Consider the following 24593-nt stretch of genomic DNA (forward strand, 5'->3'; position numbering starts at 1 on the left):
CACCGCTTTTTTTGCCGTATCGAAAACGTGAAATCGCAAAGAAAAAATTTCTGCGCCCCGCGTATTTGAATGGGGTGATCTATGCTTGAAAGGAGGCTCTCCAGTCAGAGAGAGCGACCAACAACGAGGGCGCGCTAATGGCTACACTAGATTCCATGTCCAGGGACAGCACCCGTCTGAGCGATGGACCCGACTGGACCTTCGAGTTGCTGGATGTCTACCTGGCGGAGATCGACCGGGTGGCCAAACTCTATCGTCTGGATACCTACCCCCATCAGATTGAAGTCATCACCTCGGAACAGATGATGGACGCTTACTCCAGCGTCGGGATGCCGATTAACTATCCGCACTGGTCGTTTGGTAAAAAATTCATTGAGACAGAGCGGCTGTATAAGCACGGGCAGCAGGGATTGGCGTATGAAATCGTCATTAACTCTAACCCATGTATTGCCTATCTGATGGAGGAGAACACCATTACCATGCAGGCGCTGGTGATGGCGCACGCCTGCTATGGACATAACTCGTTCTTCAAAAATAACTATCTGTTCCGCAGCTGGACGGACGCCAGCTCCATCGTTGATTACCTCATCTTCGCCCGTAACTACATTACCGACTGCGAAGAGCGCTACGGCGTGGACGAAGTGGAGAAACTGCTGGACTCCTGCCACGCGCTGATGAACTACGGCGTTGACCGCTATAAGCGTCCGCAGAAGATCTCCTTGCAGGAGGAGAAAGCCCGGCAGAAGAGCCGCGAGGAGTATCTGCAAAGCCAGGTGAATATGCTGTGGCGTACCCTGCCAAAACGTGAGGAGGAGAAAACCGTCGCCGAGGCGCGTCGCTACCCTTCCGAGCCGCAGGAAAACCTGCTCTACTTTATGGAGAAAAACGCCCCGCTGCTGGAGCCGTGGCAGCGTGAGATCCTGCGCATCGTGCGCAAGGTGAGCCAGTATTTCTATCCGCAGAAGCAGACCCAGGTCATGAACGAAGGCTGGGCGACCTTCTGGCACTACACCATTCTGAACCACCTGTATGACGAGGGAAAAGTCTCTGAACGGTTTATGATGGAGTTCCTGCACAGCCACACCAACGTGGTGTTCCAGCCGGCATATAACAGCCCGTGGTACAGCGGTATTAACCCGTACGCGCTCGGCTTTGCCATGTTCCAGGATATCAAGCGTATTTGTCAGTCGCCCACCGAAGAGGACAAATACTGGTTCCCGGATATTGCCGGTTCCGACTGGCTGGAAACGCTGCACTTCGCGATGCGTGATTTTAAGGATGAGAGCTTTATCAGCCAGTTCATGTCGCCGAAGATCATGCGTGATTTCCGCTTCTTCACCGTACTGGATGATGACCGCAACAACTTCCTGGAGATCTCCGCGATCCACAACGAAGAGGGCTATCGCGAGATCCGCTCGCGCCTGTCGTCCCAGTACAACCTGAGTAATCTTGAGCCGAACATTCAGGTCTGGAACGTGGATCTGCGCGGCGATCGCTCTCTGACGTTGCGCTATATTCCGCACAACCGCGCGCCGCTGGATAAGGGGCGTAAGGAAGTGCTGAAGCATGTGCATCGCCTGTGGGGATTTGACGTCTTGCTGGAACAGCAGAACGAAGATGGCAGCGTGGAGCTGCTGGAGCGGTGTCCGGCGCGGTTGAATACGCTGTAGTGGGATTTTTTGCCCGGTGGCGCTACGCTTACCGGGCCTACGGGACCTGTAGGCCGGCTCAGGCGAAGCCGCCACCCGGCGAAAAAAAACCTCTCAATCGAGAGGTTTTTTCTTTTACCGGCCCTGAATCGCTAAATCACCCGGCAGCGTTTTCTGCATCCGGTGCCAGATTTCACCGGAGTCGTGGCCGTAACGACGCACGGTTTCATAGACCTGATCGTGCAGCCCTTCGGTGCAGAGTTTGCTCAGTTTATGATAGAAGCCAAGCGCCAGACTGCGGGCTTCAGGGTTAGCAAAGTAGTGACGACCAATGCGCGTATATAACCCTTTCATTCCATTCAGGATCAGACCGTAAACCGGATTGCCGGAAGCAAACGCCAGACCACGGAACACGTTGTAATCCAGGGTCGCAAAGGCATCCGCGTGGTCTTCCACCTCATTGGCGGTAGCAAGTACCTTCAGCGCATCTTCAGGGTGCTGGCGAAACGCGGTGCGGATGAAAATGGTGGCGATGTTGGTGCGCACGGAAAGCAGATTATCAATCAGCTGCGGTACGCTTTCGTGATCGAGACGCGCCAGCGTTTCCAGAATGTTCAGCCCGGACGTTTCCCAGAAGTTATTCACTTTAGTGGGTTTGCCATGCTGTATCGTCAACCAGCCATCGCGCGCCAGACGCTGGAGCACTTCTCGCAGCGTGGTACGGGTGACGCCAATCAGTTCAGAGAGTTCGCGTTCAGCAGGTAGAATTGATCCCGCAGGGAAACGATTATTCCAGATGCTTTCAATGATGTACTCTTCCGCGAAACCCGCCGGGCTCTGCGCCTTAATGACCATAGTGAGATTTCCATTACACAGCTTTAGCAAATTGCACTCATCATACCAGAGGCGTGCAGAGGCAGATAGCGCAGCAGAGACAGAAAAGAGGGATCGCCGTTTCATTTTTATGAAATTTACAAATGGCTTAATCCCCCGCTTTGCCGCCATTTTTGCGTATACTGATGTCTTGTCTTATTTGACGGGGAAAGGACGTCTGTCGTGGAAATTTCATTTGGGCGCGCGCTGTGGCGCAACTTTTTAGGTCAGTCACCTGACTGGTACAAACTCACTTTACTGGTATTCCTGGTCGTTAATCCCGTTATCTTTTTGCTGGATCCCTTCGTTGCCGGGTGGATGTTGGTCGCCGAGTTTATCTTTACCCTGGCGATGGCGCTGAAGTGCTATCCGCTGTTGCCCGGCGGGCTGCTGGCGCTGGAAGGCGTGGTCATTGGAATGACCAGCGCGGAGCATGTTAAAAACGAGATAGCGTCGAATCTTGAAGTCCTGCTGCTGCTGATCTTCATGGTGGCGGGGATCTACTTTATGAAGCAGCTTCTGCTGTTTATCTTCACCCGTTTGCTGTTGAGCATTCCGTCGAAAACGCTGCTCTCGCTGGCGTTTTGCCTCGCCGCAGCCTTCCTCTCTGCCTTCCTGGATGCGCTGACGGTCGTGGCGGTAGTGATCAGCGTCGCCGTCGGCTTTTACGGGATTTACCACCGGGTGGCCTCGTCTCGTCCTGGCGATAACTTGCAGGACGACAGCCACGTTGAGGCGCACAACCGCGATGTGCTGGAACAGTTCCGCGCATTTCTGCGCAGCCTGATGATGCATGCAGGCGTGGGGACGGCGCTGGGCGGCGTGATGACCATGGTCGGGGAGCCGCAAAACCTGATTATCGCCAAAGCAGCTGAGTGGCATTTTGGCGAATTTTTCCTGCGCATGGCGCCGGTCAGCGTACCCGTGCTGGTCTGCGGGTTAGCCACCTGTGTGCTGGTCGAAAAATTCAACCTCTTTGGGTATGGCGCGACGTTGCCCGATCAGGTCCGCCAGGAGCTGCATAAGTTTGACGAGCAGAGCCGCAAACAACGCACGCGCCAGGAGACGCTGCGCCTGATTGCACAGGGTTTCATCGGCGTGTGGCTTATCGCTGCGCTGGCCTTCCACCTTGCCGAGGTGGGGCTGATTGGCCTGTCGGTAATTATCCTTGCAACCAGCCTGGGCGGCGTTACGGACGAACATGCTATTGGAAAAGCCTTTACCGAAGCGCTGCCGTTTACCGCCCTGCTGGCGGTGTTTTTTGCCGTCGTGGCGGTGATTATTGACCAACATCTGTTCGCGCCGATCATCGCGTTTGTGCTTCAGGCTACGCCAGATTCGCAGCTAACACTGTTCTATTTGTTTAACGGTCTGTTGTCCTCTATATCCGATAACGTCTTTGTCGGGACGGTATACATCAATGAGGCCAAAGCCGCAATGGAGCAAGGGATTGTCAGCAGTGAACAGTTCGAGCTGCTGGCGGTGGCGATCAACACCGGAACCAACCTCCCCTCCGTGGCAACCCCGAACGGTCAGGCGGCATTCCTCTTCCTTCTGACCTCGGCACTGGCACCACTCATACGACTTTCTTATGGAAGAATGGTCTGGATGGCGCTGCCGTATACGCTGGTGCTTACCCTGGTTGGTTTACTGTGCATCAAAATTACTCTCGTTCCCTGTACGCAATGGTTATTGCAAGCAGGTATACTTGCGGCGCATTAAAATTCGTTTACACTGCGCTGTCTAAGCATGTTCCAGGGAAATGATTATGTTGCGATTTTTGAACCAGTGCTCACGCGGTCGCGGAGCGTGGTTGTTGATGGCCCTGACCGCCTTTGCGCTGGAAATGGTCGCGCTGTGGTTTCAGCATGTGATGGCGCTGAAACCTTGCGTACTGTGTATTTATGAGCGTTGTGCGCTGTTCGGCATTATGGGCGCGGGTCTGGTAGGTGCGATTGCACCCAAATCACCGTTACGCTATGCGGCAATTGCCATCTGGCTGTACAGCGCCGGGAAAGGCATTGCGCTTGCCTGGGAGCACACCCAAATGCAGCTTCACCCGTCGCCGTTTATGACCTGCGATTTTGCCGCCCGCTTCCCGAGCTGGCTGCCGCTGGATAAATGGCTGCCGCAGGTGTTTGTGGCCTCCGGTGACTGCTCTGTACGCCAGTGGGAATTCCTGACGCTGGAGATGCCGCAGTGGCTGGTGGGCATTTTTGTCGCCTACTTTGTGGTGGCGCTGCTGGTGCTGATTGCCCAGCCGTTCAAACCAAAGAAACGCGATCTTTTTGGAAGGTAAAAGCAGAACGGCAACGTCAGTTTTGCAGGTCGGGTAAGCGCAGCGCCACTCGACACAATTGTGAACAATAAAAAACCCGCCTCGGCGGGTTTTTTATTATCACCGATTAGGGTGATTCATAATGTGGTCTTCCCAGTCCCGCACCTCGGACTCTTTCACCGCAATGTGGCGCACGGAAATACGTTCGCCGTGCATCGCCGCTTTCGACCCCGTCAACAGCGGATGCCATGTGGGCAGATCTTTCCCTTCCGCCAGCAGGCGATACGCGCAGGTATGCGGCAGCCACTCAAAGGTCGGTAGATTTTCACGGGTTAACTTGATGCAGTCCGGCTCATATTCGAAACGGCGCTCATAGTTGCGGCACTGGCAGGTTTTGATGTTTAACTGCTTGCAGGCTACGTTGGTGAAATAGATCTCGTCCGAATCTTCATCCATCAGCTTATGCAGGCAGCACTGCCCGCAGCCGTCACACAACGATTCCCACTCCGCGTCGGTCATGTCGTCGAGAGTTTTGCTTTGCCAGAAAGGAATGTCGTTCATCGGGATGTCCACACGTCAAAATAGAGCGCACCTTATAACGAGTCTGGCACGTTGATGCAAGTTTTGCCGCCCTTTTCAGGCGGCAAGGTGCTTTTACAGCACGCGGGTTTTCAGCGACAGGCCGTTAAAACTGACATCCAGTTCGTCGCCGCTAAGCAGCGGCCCCACACCTTCCGGAGTGCCGGTGAGGATCACGTCGCCAGGTTTCAGGGTGAAGAAGCGGCTCATGTAGGCAATCAGCGGAACGATCTTATGGATCATGTCAGCGGTCGTTCCCTGCTGGCGGATCTCGCCGTTGACCTTCAGGCTGAGCGGCGTGTTCTGCGGATCGTCGGTAAATTCACTCACCGGAATGAAACCGGAAATCGGGCATGAATTATCAAAACCCTTCGCTTTTTCCCACGGCTGCCCCGCTTTCTTCATTTTGCCCTGAACATCACGCAGCGTCAGGTCAAGCGCGACACCGTAACCCGCAATCGCTTTCTCTACATGCTCTTCGGTCGCCTGGCGCAGCGTCGCGCCGATCAGCACCGCCAGCTCCACTTCATGATGCACCGAGCCCAGTCCCTGCGGCAGAACCAGCGGCTGGCGAATATCGCACAGTGCGGTTTCTGGCTTAATAAACAGAACCGGCTCTTCCGGCACGGCGCTGCCCATCTCCTGAATATGTTTTGCATAGTTGCTGCCCACGCAGACCACTTTGCTGACGGGATAATCCAGTAATGCACCTTGCCAGTTATGATGTTGATACATGGTCGACCCCTAATCGGTTGATGAGTTGTTCCCGGAAGGACCCGGGCTTATTTCTTTCCGCTCACCTCAAGATGCTGTTTTAATAAATTCTCCGGTGGCGGCGGAAGCTGTAAATAATAGCCCTGCTCGGTTAACGCCTTTTTGACTTTCTCCAGATCGGCGTTCACCAGCTTCTTACGGCCGTCCAGCGGCAGCAGCATCGCCAGCTGCGGTCGGCCAAAGCTTTTCATTAATTCTTCAGGCACGCGGGAAAAATCGTCTTTCTTTTCGACATAAATGTAGGTCTGGTCGCGGCTGGTACTTCTGTAGATCACACAAAACATGTTTTTACTCTGAATTAACGGGTGGTTGCTTGCCTCAATATACTCCTGACTATAACATGCCTGGTACTCTTCGGAATATCGCGGCGATGTGTTGCGGTTAATAGCAAATTGAGTAAGGCCAGGATGTCAAATACGCCCATCGAGCTTAAAGGCAGTAGCTTCACCTTATCAGTGGTTCATTTGCATGATGCAAAACCCGAGGTTATTCGTCAGGCGTTAGAAGACAAAATCGCGCAGGCTCCCGCTTTTCTTAAGCATGCTCCTGTCGTCGTCAATGTAAGCGACATTGAGGGGCCGGTTAACTGGAAGCGGCTCCAGCAGGCCGTCGCCTCCACGGGGTTGCGCATCGTGGGCATTAGCGGCTGCAAAGACGCAGAGTTAAAAGCCGAAATTGAACGCGCGGGTTTGCCCTTGTTAAACGAGGGCAAAGAAAAAGCCCCACGTGCAACGCCTGCAACCGTTCCCGCTCCCCCGCCTCCGGCGCAAAATGTAGCCCCAGTCACAAAAACGCGATTGATTGATCTGCCGGTTCGTTCCGGTCAGCGCATTTATGCGCCAAACTGTGATCTGATTGTTACAAGCCACGTCAGTGCGGGCGCTGAACTGATTGCAGATGGCAATATTCACGTTTACGGTATGATGCGTGGACGTGCGCTTGCGGGCGCCAGCGGCGATCGAGAAGCACAAATTTTTTGTACTCACCTGACGGCAGAACTGGTGTCTATCGCAGGTGAATATTGGCTGAGCGATAAAATCCCAGCCGAATTTTATGGCAAAGCAGCCCGTCTGCAACTGGCAGATAACGCTTTGACCGTTCAACCGTTAAATTGATCCCTTTTAACAAGGAATTTCTATGGCACGCATTATTGTTGTGACTTCGGGTAAAGGAGGCGTTGGCAAGACCACCTCCAGCGCGGCCATCGCTACTGGTTTGGCCCAGAAGGGAAAGAAAACCGTCGTAATCGACTTCGATATCGGTCTGCGTAACCTGGACCTGATCATGGGTTGCGAGCGTCGCGTGGTGTATGACTTCGTGAACGTCATTCAGGGCGATGCCACCCTTAACCAGGCGCTGATTAAAGATAAGCGTACCGAGAACCTCTACATTCTTCCGGCGTCCCAGACCCGTGATAAAGACGCCCTGACCCGCGAAGGCGTGGAAAAGGTGCTCGACGATCTGAAAAAGATGGAGTTCGACTTCGTGGTCTGCGACTCCCCGGCCGGTATCGAAACCGGCGCGCTGATGGCGCTCTACTTCGCGGATGAAGCCATCATCACCACCAACCCGGAGGTCTCGTCAGTACGTGATTCCGACCGTATTCTCGGCATTCTGGCCTCGAAATCCCGTCGCGCGGAAAATGGCCAGGAGCCAATCAAAGAGCACCTGCTGCTGACCCGCTACAACCCGGGCCGGGTGAACAAAGGTGACATGCTGAGCATGGAAGACGTGCTGGAGATCCTGCGCATCAAACTGGTTGGCGTGATCCCGGAAGATCAGTCCGTGTTGCGCGCCTCTAACCAGGGCGAGCCCGTGATCCTGGATACACAGGCAGACGCGGGTAAAGCGTATGCGGATACCGTTGACCGTCTGCTGGGAGAAGAACGTCCTTTCCGCTTCATTGAAGAAGAGAAGAAAGGTTTCCTCAAACGCCTGTTCGGAGGATAAGTTATGGCATTACTGGACTTTTTTCTCTCGCGGAAAAAAAGCACCGCCAACATCGCAAAAGAACGTCTGCAAATCATTGTGGCGGAACGTCGTCGTAGCGACGCCGAACCGCACTACCTGCCGCAGCTGCGCAAAGACATTCTGGAAGTGATCTGCAAATACGTGCAGATTGACCCGGAAATGGTCACCGTTCAGCTGGAGCAAAAAGACGGGGATATTTCGATTCTGGAGCTGAACGTGACGCTTCCGGAAGCGGAAGAGTCGCGTTAATCCGGTTGTGGTTTTGTAGGCCGGGCAAGCAACGCGCCACCCGGCAATTTCCCCGGTGGCGCTGCGCTTACCGGGGCTACAATTCTTTAGCGCGGATACCCTTCCAGCAGGGTATTCAGGCGTTCGGCCATCAGTTCCCCCCGCCATCCGGCGACCAGCTCCGGTAAACCATTTTGCGGTTTCAACTTCCAGTGCCAGTTCAGCAGCTGGTTAATCTGACGACGTGAAGCCAGCAGTTCGGCACTCAGTTTGCTTTCCCCCGCCACCGTCTGCACCAGCGCTTTGATATCTTTGAACGCCTTGCGGTAGCCCGGCATATCCATCAGGTTAAGCAGTGGTTCTGGCAGTGCGTCCTCCGGCAGCTGCTGAGCTTTCTCTACCAGCGCGAGCAGCGTTTTACCGTGGAAACGGATCTCACTCCCGGAAAGGCCAATGCTGTCCAGTTCGCCAAGGCTACCCGGCATATAGCGCGCCACCGCCCACAGGTGTTCTTCACGCACCACGAAGTTAACCGCCAGATCGCGCTCACGTGCTTTACGCAGACGCCAGTCAGCCAGCAGTTGCAGACAGGCCAGCTGGCGGGTGCGCAGCTGCCAGGCGTTGGTGATGTCACGCCAGGCCTCTTTCGGATCAACCACTTCCTGACGACGCTGCTGCGTCATGCGGCACTCGTCCAGTGCGGCAGACAGCCAGCCGGACGCCTCAGCCTCTTTCATAAGCTGGCCGGCAATTGGAAGAAGGTAAAAGACGTCTGCCGCGGCGTATTCAAGCTGACGCGCCGTTAGGGGACGCGCGAGCCAGTCGGTACGCGATTCGCTCTTATCCAGCGTCAGACCGGTGTACTCTTCCACCATCGCGGCGAAGCCCCAGGAGAGCGGACGACCGCTGAACGCCGCGAGGATCTGGGTATCAATCAGCGGCTGCGGCATGATGCCAAAAGTGTTGAGAAAGACTTCCAGATCTTCACTGCCCGCGTGCAGATATTTGGTCACGGCGGTATCCAGCAACAGATCGCGCATTGGCGCCCAGTCGGTAATGCCGAGGGGGTCAATCAATGACACGTGTTTGCCGTCATACATCTGAATCAGACCCAGCTGCGGATAGTACGTTCGGGTGCGGACAAATTCCGTATCCAGGGCGATAGCGGGAAATTCACGCGTCACCTCGCACAGCGAAGCCAGCTCGTCGTTGGTAGTGATCATCTGGTAATTCAAATCGGACTCTCTTTTGTTTGCGCCCATAAAAAACGCCGGCTTAACCGGCGTCTGGGCGATTAACGTGAAGCTCAGGCCTTATTGTCCACTTTGGCACGGGCTTCGTCACGTAATTCTCGTCGTAATATCTTCCCGACGTTGGATTTCGGCAGCTCATCCCGGAATTCCACCAGCTTCGGCACTTTATAGCCCGTCAGCTGACGGCGACAGAACGTTATCAGCGCATCCTCGGTCAGAGAAGGATCTTTCTTGACCACAAATATCTTCACCGCTTCACCGCTGCTGCCGGAAGGAACGCCCACCGCCGCCACTTCCAGCACGCCGCTGTGCTGCATCACCACGTCTTCGATTTCGTTCGGATAGACGTTGAACCCTGACACCAGGATCATGTCTTTCTTGCGATCGACGATGCGCAGGAAGCCTTCGTCATCCATCACCGCGATGTCGCCCGTGTGCAGCCAGCCGTCTTTGATGATCTCATCCGTGGCATCCGGACGTTGCCAGTAGCCCAGCATCACCTGCGGCCCTCTGACGCATAGCTCCCCTGGCTCACCGTGAGGCACTTCGTTATCCTCATCATCCACCAGTTTTGCTTCCGTCGACGGGACCGGCAGACCGATACTGCCGCTGTGGTAGTCGATGTCATGCGGGTTAACGCTGACCAGCGGGGCGCACTCCGTCAGACCATAGCCTTCCAGCAGATACTGCCCGGTGAGTTTCACCCAGCGCTCGGCAACAGCCTGCTGAACCGGCATCCCGCCGCCCGCGGAGAGGTGCAGCGTGGAGAAATCGAGCTGCTGGAACTCTTTATTGTTAAGCAGCGCGTTAAACAGGGTGTTCACGCCGGTCATGGCGGTGAACGGGTATTTCGCCAGCTCTTTGACCAGCCCCGGGATATCGCGCGGGTTGGTGATCAATACGTTTTGACCGCCAAGCTCGATAAACAGCAGGCAGTTCATGGTCAGCGCAAAAATGTGATACAGCGGAAGCGCGGTGATCACCAGCTCCTTGCCCGGGTGCAGCAGCGGCCCGTAGGTGGCGTTAACCTGCTCAAGGTTCGCCAGCATGTTACGGTGGGTCAGCATCGCCCCTTTCGCCACGCCGGTGGTGCCGCCCGTGTATTGCAGGAAGGCCAGATCCTCGGACACGATCTCCGGCTTTACGTATTGCATCCGGTAGCCCGCATGCAGGGCGCGGCGGAAGGAGATGGCATCCGGCAGGTGGTATTTCGGCACCAGCCGCTTAACGTATTTAACGACAAAGTTGACCAGCGTACCTTTCGCGGTAGAGAGCTGGTCACCCATGCGCGTCAGGATGACGTGCTTAACCTGAGTTTTTTCAACGACTTTTTCCAGCGTGTGGGCAAAGTTGGAGACAATCACAATCGCCGCCGCGCCGCTGTCATTCAACTGATGTTCCAGCTCGCGCGGGGTATAGAGCGGGTTAACGTTAACCACGATCATCCCTGCCCTGAGGATGCCGAACAGCGCCACCGGGTATTGCAGCAGGTTTGGCATCATCAGCGCGACGCGATCCCCTTTCTGCAAGCCCAACCCTTCCTGTAAATAGGCCGCAAACGCCCGGCTGCGCTCTTCCAGCTTACGGAAAGTCATCACTTCGCCCATATTCACAAACGCGGGCTGGTCAGCGTAGCGCCGTACCGAGTGTTCAAATAATTCAATCAGGGATTGATAACGGTCAGGATTGATCTCCGCAGGGACATCCGCGGGATAACGGTTAAGCCAAACCTTTTTCAATGCATCACCTCTGAAATGAGTGTTCGTCGTCATCACAGCCCCGATAATAAACAGTTTGTTAACATTATATTAACTCAGCGTACCAGTTTATTAATTGTTCAGATTGCAGGTTGCGAAGCGCGTCACTCTTTTTTTTCGTTTTATCCGTAAAAAAACAGAGACAGCGGCTGAGCCGCTGTCTCTTTCCTAGCAATAACAGTAACTTACTCAGTTACTATTGTTTGAACCTGTGCAGGGCCTGGATTGTACCACCCCCAGCCACCGTAGCCGTAACGATACGGATGCGGTCCCCACATCCACGGATCGATTGGCTGTGGCGGCATCACCACCTGCTGGGCGATACGCCAGCGTTTGTAGCCGTTCACCTGCATGGTCATAAATTTGTATGGCGTATTGCCGATTTTCCCCGCCACCGAACCGGTAATCGGCCCGACGACGGTCACCAGCTGCCCGCGGAAATCTACCGGATCGAGGAAGCCGCTGACGTCAGCGTAGATCCGCCCGCGCGAGGCTTCACCCAGAACAGGCCGCGCGCCGTCGTCCAGCGGGACAGTGGCAATCTCCAGCCGGGTTTTCCCCTGCTGGTTTAGCACTTCAACCACCTTGCCGCCAAACCGCGCTTCCTGCCCGACATACAACTCCGGGGCATTCATCACGCGTACCAGATCCTGCTGTGGCGTCGGGCTGGTGCCCTTGATCGCATCAGGAACGGTGACGCACCCGCTCAGTGCTATGGCAACCGCGCCTGCCATAAGAAAGCGTACAACTTTAGTCTGAACCGCCATGATGCGACTCCTTTTTCTCAGTTCCTGTTACTGAGATTCACTCGCGGCCAGGAAGTTTCTTCCACGCGACGGTGTTTCGTAAATAAACCGGTTCAGCATGTTCAACCGCCACGGTTTTTCCTGCGGCAAGTAGCTGACAGGCAATCGGCAGCATATCTTCTGCGGCGGGCAGGAGCATGTTACCGTCCACCAGCGTAAGGCCGGTGTCCTTCGCCATCTCAGGCCATGCCGCCCAGCCGGTTCCGACCGTCGCCCACTCACCGGAGAGCTGTTTCAGGCGCCCGGTGACGGCTTCAGGTTTAAGCACCGCTTCCGTCTCTTCGCCGTGCCAGACGCCGTTTTCGTCACGGGTGTACTCCGCCCAGTAGACTTCCCCCATGCGGGCATCAATCGCAGCCAGCACGCGGGTGGCGCCGGTCATGCGCCATGCTCCCTGGGCCATGGTCGCAAGCGTGGAGACGCCGATCATCGGCAGGTCAGCGCCCAGCGCCAGCCCCTGCGCAATGCCAATCCCGATACGTACGCCCGTAAAGCTGCCCGGACCACGGCCGTAGGCCAGCGCGTCGAGGTCAGTCAGGGCGGTGTTGCCCTCGGTTAAAATGGTTTTTACCAGGGGCAGAATACGTTGGGTGTGTTCCCGTGGGCACTCTTCGAAATGAGCAAAAATCGTACCGTCGTTCCACAGGGCAACGGAACAGGCCTCTGTCGCGGTATCAATAGCCAGAATTCGCATCAGTCGTCGCGCTCTCGCAATGGTCAGTCACAAAATGGCGCGCATCTTAACACACTCCGGGAAGAATTACTCCGCCGTCGGGTTCGCCAAGAAGCGGACCGCGCGTTTAATATCCCGCGTGCGCGGCGCGGGCGGCAGGCTGGCGAGGAAGGTCGCGCCGTAGGGACGCATCACCAGGCGGTTGTCGCAGATCACCAGCACCCCGCGATCGGTGACGTCGCGGATCAGTCGCCCTACCCCCTGTTTAAGCGTGATGACCGCGTCCGGCAGCTGGACGTCGTCGAACGGATCGCCCCCGCGCAGACGGCAGTCCTCCATGCGCGCTTTCAGAAGCGGATCGTCCGGCGATGTGAACGGCAGCTTATCGATAATCACCAGCGAGAGCGTGTCGCCGCGCACGTCTACCCCTTCCCAGAAACTACTGGTCGCCACCAGCAGGGCATTACCGGCGCTGACAAACTGCTGGAGCAGCTGGCCTTTACTGGTTTCCCCCTGCAACAGCACCGGTAGCGTCATGGTGGCGCGGAACTGCTCGGCCAGATCGCGCATCATGGCGTGTGAGGTGCAGAGCATAAAGCAGCGCCCGTTGTTGGCCTCGATCATCGGCTTCAGCATGGCCGCCAGATGTCGCGCCGCGCCCGGCTGGTTAGGCAGCGGCAGATTGCGCGGCACGCACAGCAGCGCCTGTCTCTCATAGTCGAACGGGCTCGGCAGAAGCAGGGATTCCGCCTGCTCAATGCCGAGGCGCTCGGTAAAGTGGTGCAGATCGTCATTGACCGACAGCGTGGCCGAGGTAAAGACCCAGGTGCCGGGCTTTTGCGCCATCACCTCTTTAAATTTATCAGCAACGGTCAGCGGCGTGAGCGCCAGGGTGAAGTGGCGCGAGGTACATTCGTACCAGTAGCTGTAGCCCGGCTGGTTGATCTCTTTCAGCCGCTTCAGCCGCCCACGGTAAAGCGTGGCGCGCTCGAAGGCGGCGTCCAGCAGCGCTGAACGTCCGAGGGACAGCTTCGCCACGTCGTAACAGAGTTCAAGGGCATCATCGAGCAGCAGCAGCGCGCGCTGGATATTTTTGTCTGCGAGCAGTTCGCGCAGGTTGCCGCGATAGCCCGGCTCGCCAAGCTGTAAGCGGAAGTCCTGTGCGCATTGCGCCAGGCGGTCCGCGCACTTCTGCAACTGCTGGGTATCTTTGAGTTCGGTGCGATAGGCAATGGTAATATCTTTCGCCAGATCCTGAAGCTGACGACTGGAAAGCGACTGCCCAAAATACTGGCTGGCGATGTCCGGTAGCTGATGGGCTTCATCGAAGATCATCACCTCCGCCTCCGGGATCAGCTCGCCGAAACCACTGTCCTTGACCACCATATCCGCAAGAAACAGGTGATGGTTCACCACCACCACGTCGGCGTCCATCGCGGTTTTACGCGCTTTCACCACAAAACAGTCTTTATACAGCGGGCAGTCGCTGCCGAGGCAGTTGTCATTGGTGCTGGTCACCAGCGGCCAGGCCGGGGAGTCTTCCGGCACGCTCGCGCAGGTGCTGATGTCCCCCTCCTCCGTCTGGTTGGCCCAGGCGCGCAGGACGATCACATCGCTCAGGGTTTGTACCGGCAGGTCGCCGCCCGCCAGCGCCTGCTGTTCAAGACGCTCCAGACACAGGTAGTTAGAACGCCCTTTCAGCAAGGCCAGACGCCCTTTGTATTTCAGCGCTTTCGCCACCGTGGGTAAATCGCGGCTGTAGAGCTGATCCTGGAGCGCTTTTGATCCCGTAGAGATGATCACCTTCTTTTTCGCCCGCAGCGCAGGAGCGAGGTAAGCATACGTTTTCCCCGTACCGGTACCGGCCTCCACGACCAGCGGCTGCGCCTTGTCGATAGCGTGCGCAACGGCATGCGCCATCTGACGTTGGGGTTCGCGCGGTTTAAAGCCGGGGATAGCCTGTGCTAACTGACCCTCTGGGAAAAAATCGTCTGCCACGGTGTTCTCTCACTGTATTTTTGCACAGGGATTATGTCAGCCCCTTCTCTCCGGTGCCACCCCAAATAGTGACGACGGCGGAACATTATGGCAGTCTTGCCGCCTGACGACGAAAGATAACGAGGATACGTTTATGACAATTACGCGCATTGATGCCGAAGCCCGCTGGTCTGATGTGGTGATCCACAACCAGACGCTGTACTACACCGGCGTCCCTGCCAATCTGGACGCCGACGCTTTCGAGCAGACCGCCAACACCCTGGCGCAGATCGACGCCGTACTGGAAAAACAGGGCAGCGACAAATCCCGCATTCTGGATGCGACGATTTTTCTGGCGAATAAAGACGATTTCGCGGCGATGAATAAAGCATGGGATGCGTGGGTGGTGGCGGGTCACGCGCCTGTACGCTGCACCGTACAGGCCACGCTGATGAAACCGGAATATAAGGTTGAGATCAAGATTATCGCGGCAGTGTAAGCCGGTTATTCTTCATCTTCATCCTCAAAGCGCGCCACGATCCGCTCGCCGGTATGGGTGGCGCGAAGTTCTTCCGCGACCTGGGAAATTGCCTGTCCGCTGCTCATCCCCTGGGACATCAGCTCCTGAATACGTTCAACGGCTTTCTGCTGTTGGTCATGGCTGAGAGAAGGTAAACCTGCAAACATCGTTAACTCCTGCTAAATTATTCGCGCTAATTATTTCACGCTGCCCGGTAGTATGCCATACATGAACATGCGCTTCCCCACTGTTATGACCTTGCCCTGGCGTGCTGACGCCGCGGAGTTCTGGTTTGCCCGTCTGAGCCACCTTCCTTTTGCCATGCTGCTGCACTCCGGCCATGCGGATCACCCCTACAGCCGCTTTGATATTCTGGTGGCCGACCCGGTTAAAACGCTGACGACCGATGCGCTGTCGCCAACGGACGATCCGCTGATGCGGCTTCAGAACGAGATCGATGCTCTGGGCTTAACTGCCACACCTGATCCGGATCTGCCTTTCCAGGGGGGCGCGCTGGGCCTGTTTGGTTACGATCTGGGTCGCCGTTTCGAAACGCTGCCTGAGCATGCGCAGGCGGATATTTCCCTGCCGGATATGGCGGTGGGGCTGTATGACTGGGCGCTGATCGTGGATCACCGTAAGCAGACGGTTTCTCTACTGAGCCACCGGGACGTACAGGCGCGTCTGGCCTGGCTTGAGGCGCAACGGCCCGCCGCCCCGGAACACTTTATGCTGACCTCCGGCTGGCGCTCGAACATGAGCGCGGAGGAATACGCGCAAAAATTCTCCCGTGTGCAGGCGTATCTTCACAGTGGCGACTGTTATCAGGTCAACCTTGCCCAGCGTTTCCAGGCGGCGTACAAGGGAGACGAATGGCAGGCGTTTACCCGCCTCAATGCCAGCAATAAGGCCCCGTTCAGTGCATTTTTACGCTTTGAACACGGCGCCATACTCAGCCTTTCGCCTGAGCGTTTTATCCACCTGGCTGACGGTATGATTCAGACCCGCCCAATAAAGGGCACACTGCCGCGCCTTGCCAACGCCGACGCCGACCGCCAGCAGGCGGAGACGCTGGCGGCCTCTCCCAAAGATCGTGCCGAAAACCTGATGATTGTCGATCTGATGCGCAATGATATTGGTCGCGTCGCCGAGCCGGGCAGCGTGCGCGTGCCGGAGCTGTTCGTCGTGGAGCCTTTCCCGGCGGTGCATCATCTGGTCAGCACCATCACCGCACGCCTGCCGGCCTCGCGAACCGCCTGCGATCTGCTCCGCGCCGCGTTTCCGGGCGGCTCCATCACCGGCGCGCCGAAGGTCCGGGCGATGGAGATCATCGACGAACTGGAACCACATCGCCGCAACGCCTGGTGCGGCAGCATCGGCTATGTGAGTCTGTGCGGCACCATGGATACCAGCATCACTATTCGCACCCTGACGGCGTGCGACGGTAACCTGTACTGTTCCGCAGGCGGTGGCATTGTGGCCGATAGCCAGATCGAGGCGGAATATCAGGAAACCTTTGATAAAGTGAATCGTATCCTGAAACAACTGGAGAACTCACGGTGAAGAAAGACAACCTGACGCTGGATGATTTTCTGTCGCGCTTTCAGCTTCTGCGGCCCCAGGTTAGCCGCGCCACGCTGAATCAACGTCAGGCGGCGGTGCTGATCCCGGTCGTGCGCCGTGAGCAGCCGGGTCTGTTGCTTACCCAGCGCTCACCGCATATGCGAAAACACGCCGGTCAGGTTGCGTTTCCGGGCGGCGCGGTGGACAGCACCGATGCATCCCTGATTGCCGCCGCACTGCGTGAAGCGCATGAGGAAGTGGCGATCCCCCCGGAGACAGTCGAGGTGATCGGCGTGCTGCCGCCAGTGGACAGCGTAACCGGTTTTCAGGTCACGCCGGTCGTTGGCATTATTCCGCCCGATCTTCAGTATCACGCCAGCGTCGATGAAGTTTCAGCGGTGTTCGAAATGCCGCTGGAAGAGGCCCTTCGTCTGGGCCGCTATCACCCACTGGATATTCACCGCCGCGGACACGATCATCGGGTCTGGCTGTCGTGGTATCAGCATTATTTTGTCTGGGGCATGACGGCAGGCATCATTCGTGAGCTGGCCCTGCAAATCGGCCTGAAGCCTTGACTATACTTTACATTCCACCCTTTTCTGGCAGGTTTGCGATCGGCGTCGCGCTATTAGCAAAACCATCGTTAACCATTAGTTTAATTCATGTGAATAGTTAAGCCGAGGTTGGTGTTCCCTCTTACACTATGCGCAGTTATAACATCGTTACTGGAACCCCAGTAACCCTGTCAGGAGTGTGAAAGTGATTAGTATATTCGACATGTTCAAAGTGGGGATTGGTCCTTCCTCTTCCCACACTGTAGGGCCGATGAAGGCCGGTAAACAGTTCGTCGATGATCTGGTCGAAAAAGGATTACTGGAAAGCGTTACCCGTGTCGCCGTAGACGTTTACGGTTCACTGTCATTAACGGGTAAAGGCCACCACACCGATATCGCCATTATTATGGGTCTGGCAGGCAATATGCCGGACACTGTCGATATTGATGCCATTCCGGCATTTATCCGCGACGTGGAAACGCGCGGACGCTTACTGCTGGCTAACGGTCAGCACGAAGTGGACTTCCCGCAGGATGACGGGATGCGTTTTCGTAGCGACAACCTGCCGCTGCATGAAAACGGCATGACCATCCACGCCTGGAGCGGCGAAAAAGAGATCTACAGTAAAACCTACTACTCCATCGGCGGCGGCTTTATCGTTGACGAAGAACACTTTGGTAAAGAGAGCGCGGGCGACGTCAATGTGCCCTATCCGTTTAAATCGGCCACCGAGATGCTGGGCTACTGCAAAGAGACCGGTCTGTCCCTGTCCGGCATGGTGATGCAGAACGAACTGGCGCTGCACAGCAAGAAAGAGATCGAAGACTATTTTGCTAACGTGTGGCAAACCATGCGCGCCTGTATTGACCGCGGGATGAACACCGAGGGTGTTCTGCCTGGGCCTCTGCGCGTACCGCGTCGTGCCTCTGCGCTGCGCCGCATGCTGGTCACCACCGACAAGTTCTCCAATGACCCAATGAACGTGGTCGACTGGGTGAACATGTTTGCCCTCGCGGTTAACGAAGAGAACGCAGCGGGTGGTCGCGTGGTGACGGCGCCGACCAACGGCGCGTGCGGTATCGTTCCGGCGGTGCTGGCCTATTACGATCACTTTATTGAGCCCGTGACACCGGATATCTATATCCGTTATTTCCTCGCGGCAGGCGCTATCGGCGCGCTGTACAAAATGAATGCGTCCATCTCTGGTGCCGAAGTAGGCTGTCAGGGTGAAGTGGGCGTGGCCTGCTCTATGGCGGCAGCGGGTCTGGCGGAACTGTTGGGCGCCAGCCCTGAGCAGGTGTGCGTGGCGGCGGAAATCGGTATGGAGCACAACCTCGGTCTGACCTGTGACCCGGTTGCCGGTCAGGTGCAGGTGCCGTGCATTGAGCGTAACGCCATCGCCTCCGTCAAAGCGATCAACGCCTCGCGTATGGCGATGCGCCGTACCAGCGAGCCACGCGTGTCGCTGGATAAGGTTATTGAAACCATGTACGAAACCGGCAAGGACATGAACGCGAAGTACCGTGAGACCTCACGCGGCGGTCTGGCCATTAAGGTGCAGTGCGACTAAGCCTTCCTTTCGCCCATCTGCAACGGATGGGCGAATTTTCCCCTCTCGTCTCGTCGCTTCACGTATTCCCCACTACACTGTCACTGTTGCGTCTGGCTTTTCTGGCCGGTGCTTAACAGGCGACCGTTCATGCAAACTGCACAAACGATCATTAAAGACTATCGCCGAAAACGCGTTATCGTCTGTGTCACGGTTGCGCTCGTTACGCTCGTCCTGACGCTGGGCATTCGCTTTATTTCACAGCGCAACATAAATCAGGATCGGATCCACGACTTTACCCACCACACCGTGCGTGCGCTTGATAAGGTGCTTCTCTCGTTAGAGGTCCAGCGTGAAACGCTACTTTCACTGGTTGGCATACCCTGTTCCGAAGCAAATCTGATCCTGCGAAAACAGGCGGCGATCCTCCAGACCGTACGCTCCATCGCCCTCATTCAAGACGGAATACTGTATTGCTCAAGCGTCTTTGGCAGCCGTAATGTGCCCGTCAGTGAGTTTGTGCCGGAGCTTCCAGTCAGTGAATCCAGGCTGCTGCTGTCGACTGACCGGTGGCTGGTAAAAGGCAGCCCGGTACTGATTCAGTGGTCTCCCGTTGCGGGCGACGGCAACGACGGGGTGATGGAGGTGGTGAATATCGATCTCATCACTAAAATGATTCTCGAGCCGCAGCGGCCGCAGATCACCGACGTTGTCCTGAGAGTAGGAGATAACTTCCTCCGCGACGGGCAACAGGTGACGACTACGCCGACCTTCGATGAAAACGCCTCCCTGCTGGAACAGTCGTCACAACATTACCCTTTCAGCGTCACGGTGAGCGGCCCCGGGCCTGGCGAAATGGCGTTAAAAAATCTGCCCACCCAGCTGCCGCTGGCGTTGATGCTCAGCTTACTGATGGGCTATATCGCCTGGCTCGCCACGGCGCGGCGAATCAGTTTCACCTGGGAAATCAACATGGGAATTGCGGCCAGGGAGTTTGAGCTCTTCTGCCAGCCGCTGGTGAATGCCCGCACCCGGGAATGCGTCGGCGTCGAGATCCTCCTGCGCTGGAACAACCCGCGTCAGGGATGGATTTCGCCCGATGTCTTTATCCCTCTGGCCGAAGAACATAACCTGATTGTTCCGCTTACCCGCTACGTCATCAGCGAAACGGTGCGGCAGATAGGCTATTTCCCTGCCTCGCGCGATTTCCATATCGGCATTAACGTGGCCGCCAGCCATTTTCGCCGCGCTGCGCTTATCCAGGATCTCAACCGCATCTGGTTTAACGCCAGCCCTGTTCAACAGTTGATCGTGGAGTTAACCGAACGCGATGCGTTGCTGGATGTGGATTACCGCATCGTGCGGGAGCTGCACCGCAAAGGGGTGAAACTTGCGATTGATGATTTTGGTACCGGCAACAGCTCACTTTCATGGCTAGAAAAACTGCATCCGGATGTGCTGAAAATTGATAAATCCTTCACCACCGCGATCGGCACCGACGCCGTGAACTCAACGGTAACAGATATTATTATTGCGCTTGGCCAGCGGCTGAATATTGAACTGGTTGCGGAAGGGGTGGAAACCGAGGAGCAGTCACGCTACCTGCGCCGTCACAGCGTACATATTTTGCAGGGGTACTTGTATGCGCGGCCAATGCCGCTGCGCGAGTTTCCGAAATGGCTGGCGGAAAGTCACTCTCCGCCAGCCCGTCACAACGGACACATCGTGCCCTTACTGCCGTTACGCTAGATAACGTTACTCTTCTTCGTCGTGCGCAGAGTGCTCTTTAACAATACGCACCATATCAACGCGATAGTCGTTGGCTTCGACGATGGTAATTTGCAGCGGCGGCAGCTCCAGCACATCACCGATACGCGGGATCTGCCCGTTAACGGAGATCACCAGCCCCGCCACGGTGGCAATATCTTCATCATCATTGACCACGTTTTCGACGCCCAGCGTGTGCGAGAGCGCGTGCAGGTCGGTGGTGCCTTTCACCAGCCAGCCGTCACCGTCGGCAACGATTTCAGGGGTTTCATCCGCATCAGGGAATTCACCGGCAATGGCTTCCAGCACATCCAGCGGCGTCACCAGGCCCTGTACCACACCAAATTCGTTGGTGACGATAACAAAGCTCCCGCGAGCACGGCGCAATACGCCCAGCAGGTTGATCGGATCCAGCGTTTCAGGCACCACGATAGCGGGCGACGCGGCCGCTACGGCCTCGACGTTAACGCCCTCTTCCAGCGCCACCAGCATCTCTTTCGCGCGTACCACACCGATGATCTCATCCAGCTCACCCCGGCAGACCGGGAACAGGCTGTGCGGCGAGGAGAGCAGCTGCTGACGAATTTCGTCGACGCTCAGGTTGGCGTCCACCCAGCTGATTTCGCCGCGCGGCGTCATAATACCGCGCAGGGAGCGGGAAGCCAGCGAAAGCACGCCGTTGATCATGTAGCGTTCTTCTTCCACAAACGCGCCTTCCGGCACCGGAACCGGGTTGCGGTTCTCGTTATCAGCCTGCACGTTCACCTGACGACGCCCGCCCATCAGTCGCAGAATCGCATCTGCGGTACGGGCTCGCAGCGGCTGATTCGACTGCTGCTTAATAAAGTTACGGCGCGCAATCTGGTTAAACAGCTCGATCAGAATCGAGAAGCCAATCGCGGCGTACAGGTAGCCTTTCGGAATATGGAAGCCAAACCCTTCTGCCACCAGGCTCAGACCAATCATCAGCAGGAAGCTCAGACACAGCACAACGACCGTCGGATGCTGGTTGACGAAACGCGTCAGCGGTTTCGACGCCAGCAGCATTACCGCCATCGCAATCACCACCGCCGCCATCATCACCGGCAGATGGTTCACCATGCCGACCGCCGTAATCACCGCATCCAGTGAGAAGACCGCATCAAGCACCACAATCTGGAGAACAACCACCCAGAAGCTGGCATAACCCTTACCGTGGCCATCATCGTGCTGCCGGTTCTCCAGCCGTTCATGCAGCTCTGTTGTGGCTTTGAACAGCAGGAACAGTCCCCCTACCAGCATAATTAAATCGCGGCCGGAGAAGGTGAAATCCATGACGGTGAACAGGGGCTTCGTTAGGGTGACCATCCACGAGATAACAGACAGTAAGCCCAGACGCATGATCAGCGCCAGCGAGAGGCCGATCAGACGGGATTTATCACGCTGTTTCGGCGGCAGTTTATCTGCGAGGATGGCGATAAACACCAGGTTATCAATACCGAGAACGATCTCCAGCACGACCAGCGTAAGCAAGCCTACCCAGATTGACGGGTCCATTAAGAATTCCATGACACGCTCCTGCTAAAGGAATGACAAAACGGTGCCCCGCTAATGTCGGGCATTTCAAAGGGAATGAGAGTCGATGCGTGGCGAAGATCGCCGGTGATTAAGGCGCGGAATGGCCTGGAAGATGACTGACGTCGGTGACGGTCCATATAGTGGGCTGTAGCCCTATACTCCTGAATAATTAAACGGACGCTAAACATATCAGAGACAATTGGTTTTTAGCAAAGATTTACGTTCCTTTGCAAACTTCTGTAACACACGCGGATTATCTTAGAGAAAAATCTGTAAGGCGTAGCTAAATTACGGATCTTCATCACATAAATTATTTTTTCACTATCTAAAATAATTCGCGGAAGTCTTAGTTTTTTTGAACTCTAACCCTTATCTGAATCGATTCGGTTCGCCAATACGATTCTCAGTACGCCTGCCTGGCAGACGTATAAATGATAATAAAAGGAGGTAGCAAGTGACCATTGCTATTGTCATAGGCACACATGGTTGGGCTGCGGAGCAGTTACTCAAAACGGCAGAAATGCTGTTGGGCGAGCAGGAAAACGTCGGCTGGATCGATTTCGTTCCCGGTGAAAATGCCGAGACGCTGATTGAAAAATACACTGCTCAGCTTGAGAAGCTGGATACCAGCAAAGGCGTGCTGTTTCTCGTGGATACATGGGGCGGCAGCCCGTTCAACGCTGCCAGCCGCATTGTCGTCGATAAAGAGCATTATGAAGTCGTCGCCGGGGTGAATATCCCGATGTTGGTGGAAACCTTCATGGCGCGTGACGACAACCCAGGCTTTGACGAGCTGGTGGCGCTGGCGGTGGAAACCGGTCGCGAAGGCGTGAAGGCGCTGAAAGCGCAGCCGGTTGAAAAACCTGCCCCTGCCCCTGCTGCACCAAAAGCCGCTGCACCGGCGAAGCCAATGGGTCCGAACGATTACATGGTTATCGGCCTTGCGCGTATTGATGACCGTCTGATCCACGGCCAGGTGGCGACGCGCTGGACCAAAGAGACCAACGTACAACGCATCATCGTGGTCAGTGACGAAGTGGCCGCCGACACTGTCCGTAAAACCCTTCTTACCCAGGTTGCACCGCCGGGCGTCACCGCGCACGTCGTGGATGTCGCCAAAATGATCCGCGTTTACAACAACCCGAAATACGCGGGCGAACGCGTGATGCTTCTGTTCACCAACCCGACAGACGTTGAACGCATTGTTGAAGGCGGCGTGAAAATCACCTCCGTTAACATTGGCGGTATGGCTTTCCGTCAGGGCAAAACGCAGGTCAACAACGCGATTTCAGTGGATGCGAAAGATATCGAGGCCTTCAACAAGCTGAACGCACGCGGTATCGAGCTGGAAGCCCGTAAGGTTTCCACGGATCAGAAACTGAAAATGATGGATTTGATCGGCAAAGTGGGGAAATAAGCCCGGGCCGGTTTTTCATATAGAGCTTATGTAATAGGAGAAGTGCAATGGAGATTACTACTCTTCAGATTGTGCTGGTGTTCATCGTCGCGTGTATTGCGGGTATGGAGTCCGTACTTGATGAATTTCAGTTCCACCGCCCTCTGGTGGCCTGTACGTTGATTGGCGCCGTTCTCGGTGACATGAAAACCGGTATCATCATCGGTGGTACCCTGGAAATGATCGCCCTCGGCTGGATGAACATCGGTGCGGCAGTTGCGCCAGATGCCGCGCTGGCGTCCATTATTTCGACCGTTCTGGTTATCGCCGGTCATCAGAGTATTGGTGCCGGTATCGCGCTGGCCATCCCGCTGGCCGCAGCGGGTCAGGTGCTGACCATTATTGTCCGTACTATTACCGTGGCCTTCCAGCACGCGGCGGATAAGGCGGCCGAAAACGGCAACCTCACCGCGCTCTCCTGGATCCACGTTTCTTCCCTGTTCCTGCAAGCGATGCGTATCGCGATCCCTGCGGTTATCGTGGCGATTTCTGTCGGTACCAGCGAAGTTCAGGGCATGCTGAATGCGATCCCTGAAGTGGTCACCAGCGGTCTGAATATCGCCGGGGGTATGATCGTGGTGGTCGGTTATGCGATGGTCATCAACATGATGCGCGCGGGCTACCTGATGCCATTCTTCTACCTCGGCTTCGTTACCGCTGCGTTCACCAACTTCAACCTGGTTGCGCTGGGTGTGATTGGTGCGGTGATGGCGATTCTTTATATCCAGCTCAGCCCGAAATACAACCGTGTCGCGGGTGCCCCTGCGCAGGCTGCTGGTAACAACGATCTCGATAACGAACTGGACTAA

General features: G+C 56.2%; 24 protein-coding genes. 13 read left to right on the forward strand and 11 right to left on the reverse strand.

Going from position 1 to position 24593, the window contains the following annotated elements:
- The first annotated feature begins 137 nt into the window (after window positions 1-137).
- On the forward strand, window positions 138-1670 hold the full coding sequence (locus tag O1724_RS13620) for a SpoVR family protein (protein ID WP_022651425.1): 1533 nt from the start codon (window positions 138-140) through the stop codon (window positions 1668-1670).
- A gap of 114 nt (window positions 1671-1784) precedes the next feature.
- Here the strand turns inward: O1724_RS13620 and fadR are convergent, their stop codons facing one another.
- Window positions 1785-2504, reverse strand: coding sequence for a fatty acid metabolism transcriptional regulator FadR (gene fadR / locus O1724_RS13625; protein ID WP_003859951.1), 720 nt, complete (start codon window positions 2502-2504; stop codon window positions 1785-1787).
- A 201-nt stretch (window positions 2505-2705) separates the two neighbouring features.
- On the opposite strand from fadR, the gene nhaB reads away from it, so the two are divergent.
- Together nhaB and dsbB are read left to right on the forward strand one after the other, a co-directional pair.
- The gene (nhaB, locus tag O1724_RS13630; RefSeq protein WP_479983886.1) at window positions 2706-4244 is read left to right on the forward strand and encodes a Na(+)/H(+) antiporter NhaB; all 1539 of its coding nucleotides are present in this window, start codon (window positions 2706-2708) and stop codon (window positions 4242-4244) included.
- A 46-nt stretch (window positions 4245-4290) separates the two neighbouring features.
- On the forward strand, window positions 4291-4821 hold the full coding sequence (dsbB, locus tag O1724_RS13635) for a disulfide bond formation protein DsbB (protein ID WP_126296984.1): 531 nt from the start codon (window positions 4291-4293) through the stop codon (window positions 4819-4821).
- A 99-nt stretch (window positions 4822-4920) separates the two neighbouring features.
- On the opposite strand, the gene O1724_RS13640 is transcribed toward dsbB, so the two are convergent.
- From O1724_RS13640 to O1724_RS13650, 3 genes are all read right to left on the reverse strand, one after another.
- A complete protein-coding gene (locus O1724_RS13640; protein WP_015570314.1) occupies window positions 4921-5361 on the reverse strand; it encodes a YcgN family cysteine cluster protein in 441 nt (146 codons plus the stop codon).
- A 93-nt stretch (window positions 5362-5454) separates the two neighbouring features.
- Complete coding sequence (locus tag O1724_RS13645) at window positions 5455-6114, reverse strand: fumarylacetoacetate hydrolase family protein (protein WP_003859945.1); 660 nt, start codon at window positions 6112-6114, stop codon at window positions 5455-5457.
- A gap of 47 nt (window positions 6115-6161) precedes the next feature.
- Window positions 6162-6437, reverse strand: coding sequence for a YcgL domain-containing protein (locus tag O1724_RS13650; protein ID WP_126296985.1), 276 nt, complete (start codon window positions 6435-6437; stop codon window positions 6162-6164).
- A gap of 123 nt (window positions 6438-6560) precedes the next feature.
- Here O1724_RS13650 and minC point away from each other — a divergent pair, with 123 nt between their 5' ends.
- Genes minC through minE form a run of 3 tightly spaced genes read left to right on the forward strand, consistent with a single transcriptional unit; the run spans window position 6561 to window position 8373 of the window.
- Window positions 6561-7268, forward strand: a complete 708-nt coding sequence (minC, locus tag O1724_RS13655) for a septum site-determining protein MinC (RefSeq protein WP_045343586.1) — start codon at window positions 6561-6563, stop codon at window positions 7266-7268.
- A 22-nt stretch (window positions 7269-7290) separates the two neighbouring features.
- The gene (gene minD, locus O1724_RS13660; protein WP_003859938.1) at window positions 7291-8103 is read left to right on the forward strand and encodes a septum site-determining protein MinD; all 813 of its coding nucleotides are present in this window, start codon (window positions 7291-7293) and stop codon (window positions 8101-8103) included.
- Between the two features lie 3 nt (window positions 8104-8106).
- Complete coding sequence (gene minE, locus O1724_RS13665; RefSeq protein WP_003859937.1) at window positions 8107-8373, forward strand: cell division topological specificity factor MinE; 267 nt, start codon at window positions 8107-8109, stop codon at window positions 8371-8373.
- A gap of 86 nt (window positions 8374-8459) precedes the next feature.
- On the opposite strand, the gene rnd is transcribed toward minE, so the two are convergent.
- The 5 genes from rnd to yoaA all read right to left on the reverse strand — a co-directional run bounded on the left by rnd (window position 8460) and on the right by yoaA (window position 14839).
- Window positions 8460-9575: a ribonuclease D gene (gene rnd, locus O1724_RS13670; protein ID WP_122975202.1), complete on the reverse strand. Its 1116-nt coding sequence runs from the start codon at window positions 9573-9575 to the stop codon at window positions 8460-8462.
- 83 nt (window positions 9576-9658) lie between these two features.
- Window positions 9659-11344, reverse strand: a complete 1686-nt coding sequence (gene fadD, locus O1724_RS13675) for a long-chain-fatty-acid--CoA ligase FadD (RefSeq protein WP_003859933.1) — start codon at window positions 11342-11344, stop codon at window positions 9659-9661.
- A 203-nt stretch (window positions 11345-11547) separates the two neighbouring features.
- The gene (locus O1724_RS13680) at window positions 11548-12129 is read right to left on the reverse strand and encodes a Slp family lipoprotein (RefSeq protein ID WP_015570309.1); all 582 of its coding nucleotides are present in this window, start codon (window positions 12127-12129) and stop codon (window positions 11548-11550) included.
- A gap of 37 nt (window positions 12130-12166) precedes the next feature.
- A complete protein-coding gene (gene tsaB / locus O1724_RS13685) occupies window positions 12167-12862 on the reverse strand; it encodes a tRNA (adenosine(37)-N6)-threonylcarbamoyltransferase complex dimerization subunit type 1 TsaB (protein WP_045332149.1) in 696 nt (231 codons plus the stop codon).
- A 66-nt stretch (window positions 12863-12928) separates the two neighbouring features.
- On the reverse strand, window positions 12929-14839 hold the full coding sequence (gene yoaA, locus O1724_RS13690; protein ID WP_126296986.1) for a DNA repair helicase YoaA: 1911 nt from the start codon (window positions 14837-14839) through the stop codon (window positions 12929-12931).
- 133 nt (window positions 14840-14972) lie between these two features.
- On the opposite strand from yoaA, the gene O1724_RS13695 reads away from it, so the two are divergent.
- Window positions 14973-15317: a RidA family protein gene (locus O1724_RS13695; protein ID WP_003859927.1), complete on the forward strand. Its 345-nt coding sequence runs from the start codon at window positions 14973-14975 to the stop codon at window positions 15315-15317.
- A 5-nt stretch (window positions 15318-15322) separates the two neighbouring features.
- On the opposite strand, the gene O1724_RS13700 is transcribed toward O1724_RS13695, so the two are convergent.
- The gene (locus O1724_RS13700) at window positions 15323-15505 is read right to left on the reverse strand and encodes a YoaH family protein (protein WP_003859925.1); all 183 of its coding nucleotides are present in this window, start codon (window positions 15503-15505) and stop codon (window positions 15323-15325) included.
- 61 nt (window positions 15506-15566) lie between these two features.
- Between O1724_RS13700 and pabB the strand changes: the two genes are divergently transcribed.
- The 4 genes from pabB to O1724_RS13720 all read left to right on the forward strand — a co-directional run bounded on the left by pabB (window position 15567) and on the right by O1724_RS13720 (window position 20753).
- On the forward strand, window positions 15567-16901 hold the full coding sequence (gene pabB / locus O1724_RS13705; RefSeq protein WP_126297009.1) for an aminodeoxychorismate synthase component 1: 1335 nt from the start codon (window positions 15567-15569) through the stop codon (window positions 16899-16901).
- Window positions 16898-17476: a CoA pyrophosphatase gene (locus O1724_RS13710; RefSeq protein ID WP_003859921.1), complete on the forward strand. Its 579-nt coding sequence runs from the start codon at window positions 16898-16900 to the stop codon at window positions 17474-17476. Before pabB ends, O1724_RS13710 begins: the two co-directional genes overlap by 4 nt.
- Before the next feature lie 184 nt (window positions 17477-17660).
- On the forward strand, window positions 17661-19025 hold the full coding sequence (sdaA, locus tag O1724_RS13715; protein ID WP_003859920.1) for an L-serine ammonia-lyase: 1365 nt from the start codon (window positions 17661-17663) through the stop codon (window positions 19023-19025).
- 129 nt (window positions 19026-19154) lie between these two features.
- Complete coding sequence (locus tag O1724_RS13720) at window positions 19155-20753, forward strand: EAL domain-containing protein (RefSeq protein ID WP_022651433.1); 1599 nt, start codon at window positions 19155-19157, stop codon at window positions 20751-20753.
- 6 nt (window positions 20754-20759) lie between these two features.
- Here the strand turns inward: O1724_RS13720 and yoaE are convergent, their stop codons facing one another.
- Window positions 20760-22319, reverse strand: a complete 1560-nt coding sequence (gene yoaE, locus O1724_RS13725) for a CNNM family cation transport protein YoaE (protein WP_414539846.1) — start codon at window positions 22317-22319, stop codon at window positions 20760-20762.
- Between the two features lie 463 nt (window positions 22320-22782).
- Between yoaE and manX the strand changes: the two genes are divergently transcribed.
- Both manX and manY read left to right on the forward strand, forming a co-directional pair.
- Window positions 22783-23745, forward strand: coding sequence for a PTS mannose transporter subunit IIAB (gene manX / locus O1724_RS13730; protein ID WP_022651434.1), 963 nt, complete (start codon window positions 22783-22785; stop codon window positions 23743-23745).
- 47 nt (window positions 23746-23792) lie between these two features.
- On the forward strand, window positions 23793-24593 hold the full coding sequence (gene manY / locus O1724_RS13735) for a PTS mannose transporter subunit IIC (protein WP_003859914.1): 801 nt from the start codon (window positions 23793-23795) through the stop codon (window positions 24591-24593).

This window comes from Enterobacter cloacae complex sp. HYC074_NIDB (assembly GCF_056673345.1).

Coding starts and splice junctions, on each gene's coding strand:
- O1724_RS13650 (WP_126296985.1), bottom strand. CDS start 6,437: ATGTTTTGTGTGATCTACAGAAGTACCAGCCGCGACCAGACCTACATT.
- dsbB (WP_126296984.1), top strand. CDS start 4,291: ATGTTGCGATTTTTGAACCAGTGCTCACGCGGTCGCGGAGCGTGGTTG.
- rnd (WP_122975202.1), bottom strand. CDS start 9,575: ATGATCACTACCAACGACGAGCTGGCTTCGCTGTGCGAGGTGACGCGT.
- fadR (WP_003859951.1), bottom strand. CDS start 2,504: ATGGTCATTAAGGCGCAGAGCCCGGCGGGTTTCGCGGAAGAGTACATC.
- O1724_RS13720 (WP_022651433.1), top strand. CDS start 19,155: ATGCAAACTGCACAAACGATCATTAAAGACTATCGCCGAAAACGCGTT.
- tsaB (WP_045332149.1), bottom strand. CDS start 12,862: ATGCGAATTCTGGCTATTGATACCGCGACAGAGGCCTGTTCCGTTGCC.
- yoaE (WP_414539846.1), bottom strand. CDS start 22,319: ATGGAATTCTTAATGGACCCGTCAATCTGGGTAGGCTTGCTTACGCTG.
- O1724_RS13640 (WP_015570314.1), bottom strand. CDS start 5,361: ATGAACGACATTCCTTTCTGGCAAAGCAAAACTCTCGACGACATGACC.
- O1724_RS13645 (WP_003859945.1), bottom strand. CDS start 6,114: ATGTATCAACATCATAACTGGCAAGGTGCATTACTGGATTATCCCGTC.
- minC (WP_045343586.1), top strand. CDS start 6,561: ATGTCAAATACGCCCATCGAGCTTAAAGGCAGTAGCTTCACCTTATCA.
- minD (WP_003859938.1), top strand. CDS start 7,291: ATGGCACGCATTATTGTTGTGACTTCGGGTAAAGGAGGCGTTGGCAAG.
- O1724_RS13680 (WP_015570309.1), bottom strand. CDS start 12,129: ATGGCGGTTCAGACTAAAGTTGTACGCTTTCTTATGGCAGGCGCGGTT.
- manY (WP_003859914.1), top strand. CDS start 23,793: ATGGAGATTACTACTCTTCAGATTGTGCTGGTGTTCATCGTCGCGTGT.
- minE (WP_003859937.1), top strand. CDS start 8,107: ATGGCATTACTGGACTTTTTTCTCTCGCGGAAAAAAAGCACCGCCAAC.
- O1724_RS13695 (WP_003859927.1), top strand. CDS start 14,973: ATGACAATTACGCGCATTGATGCCGAAGCCCGCTGGTCTGATGTGGTG.
- O1724_RS13620 (WP_022651425.1), top strand. CDS start 138: ATGGCTACACTAGATTCCATGTCCAGGGACAGCACCCGTCTGAGCGAT.
- pabB (WP_126297009.1), top strand. CDS start 15,567: ATGAACATGCGCTTCCCCACTGTTATGACCTTGCCCTGGCGTGCTGAC.
- O1724_RS13700 (WP_003859925.1), bottom strand. CDS start 15,505: ATGTTTGCAGGTTTACCTTCTCTCAGCCATGACCAACAGCAGAAAGCC.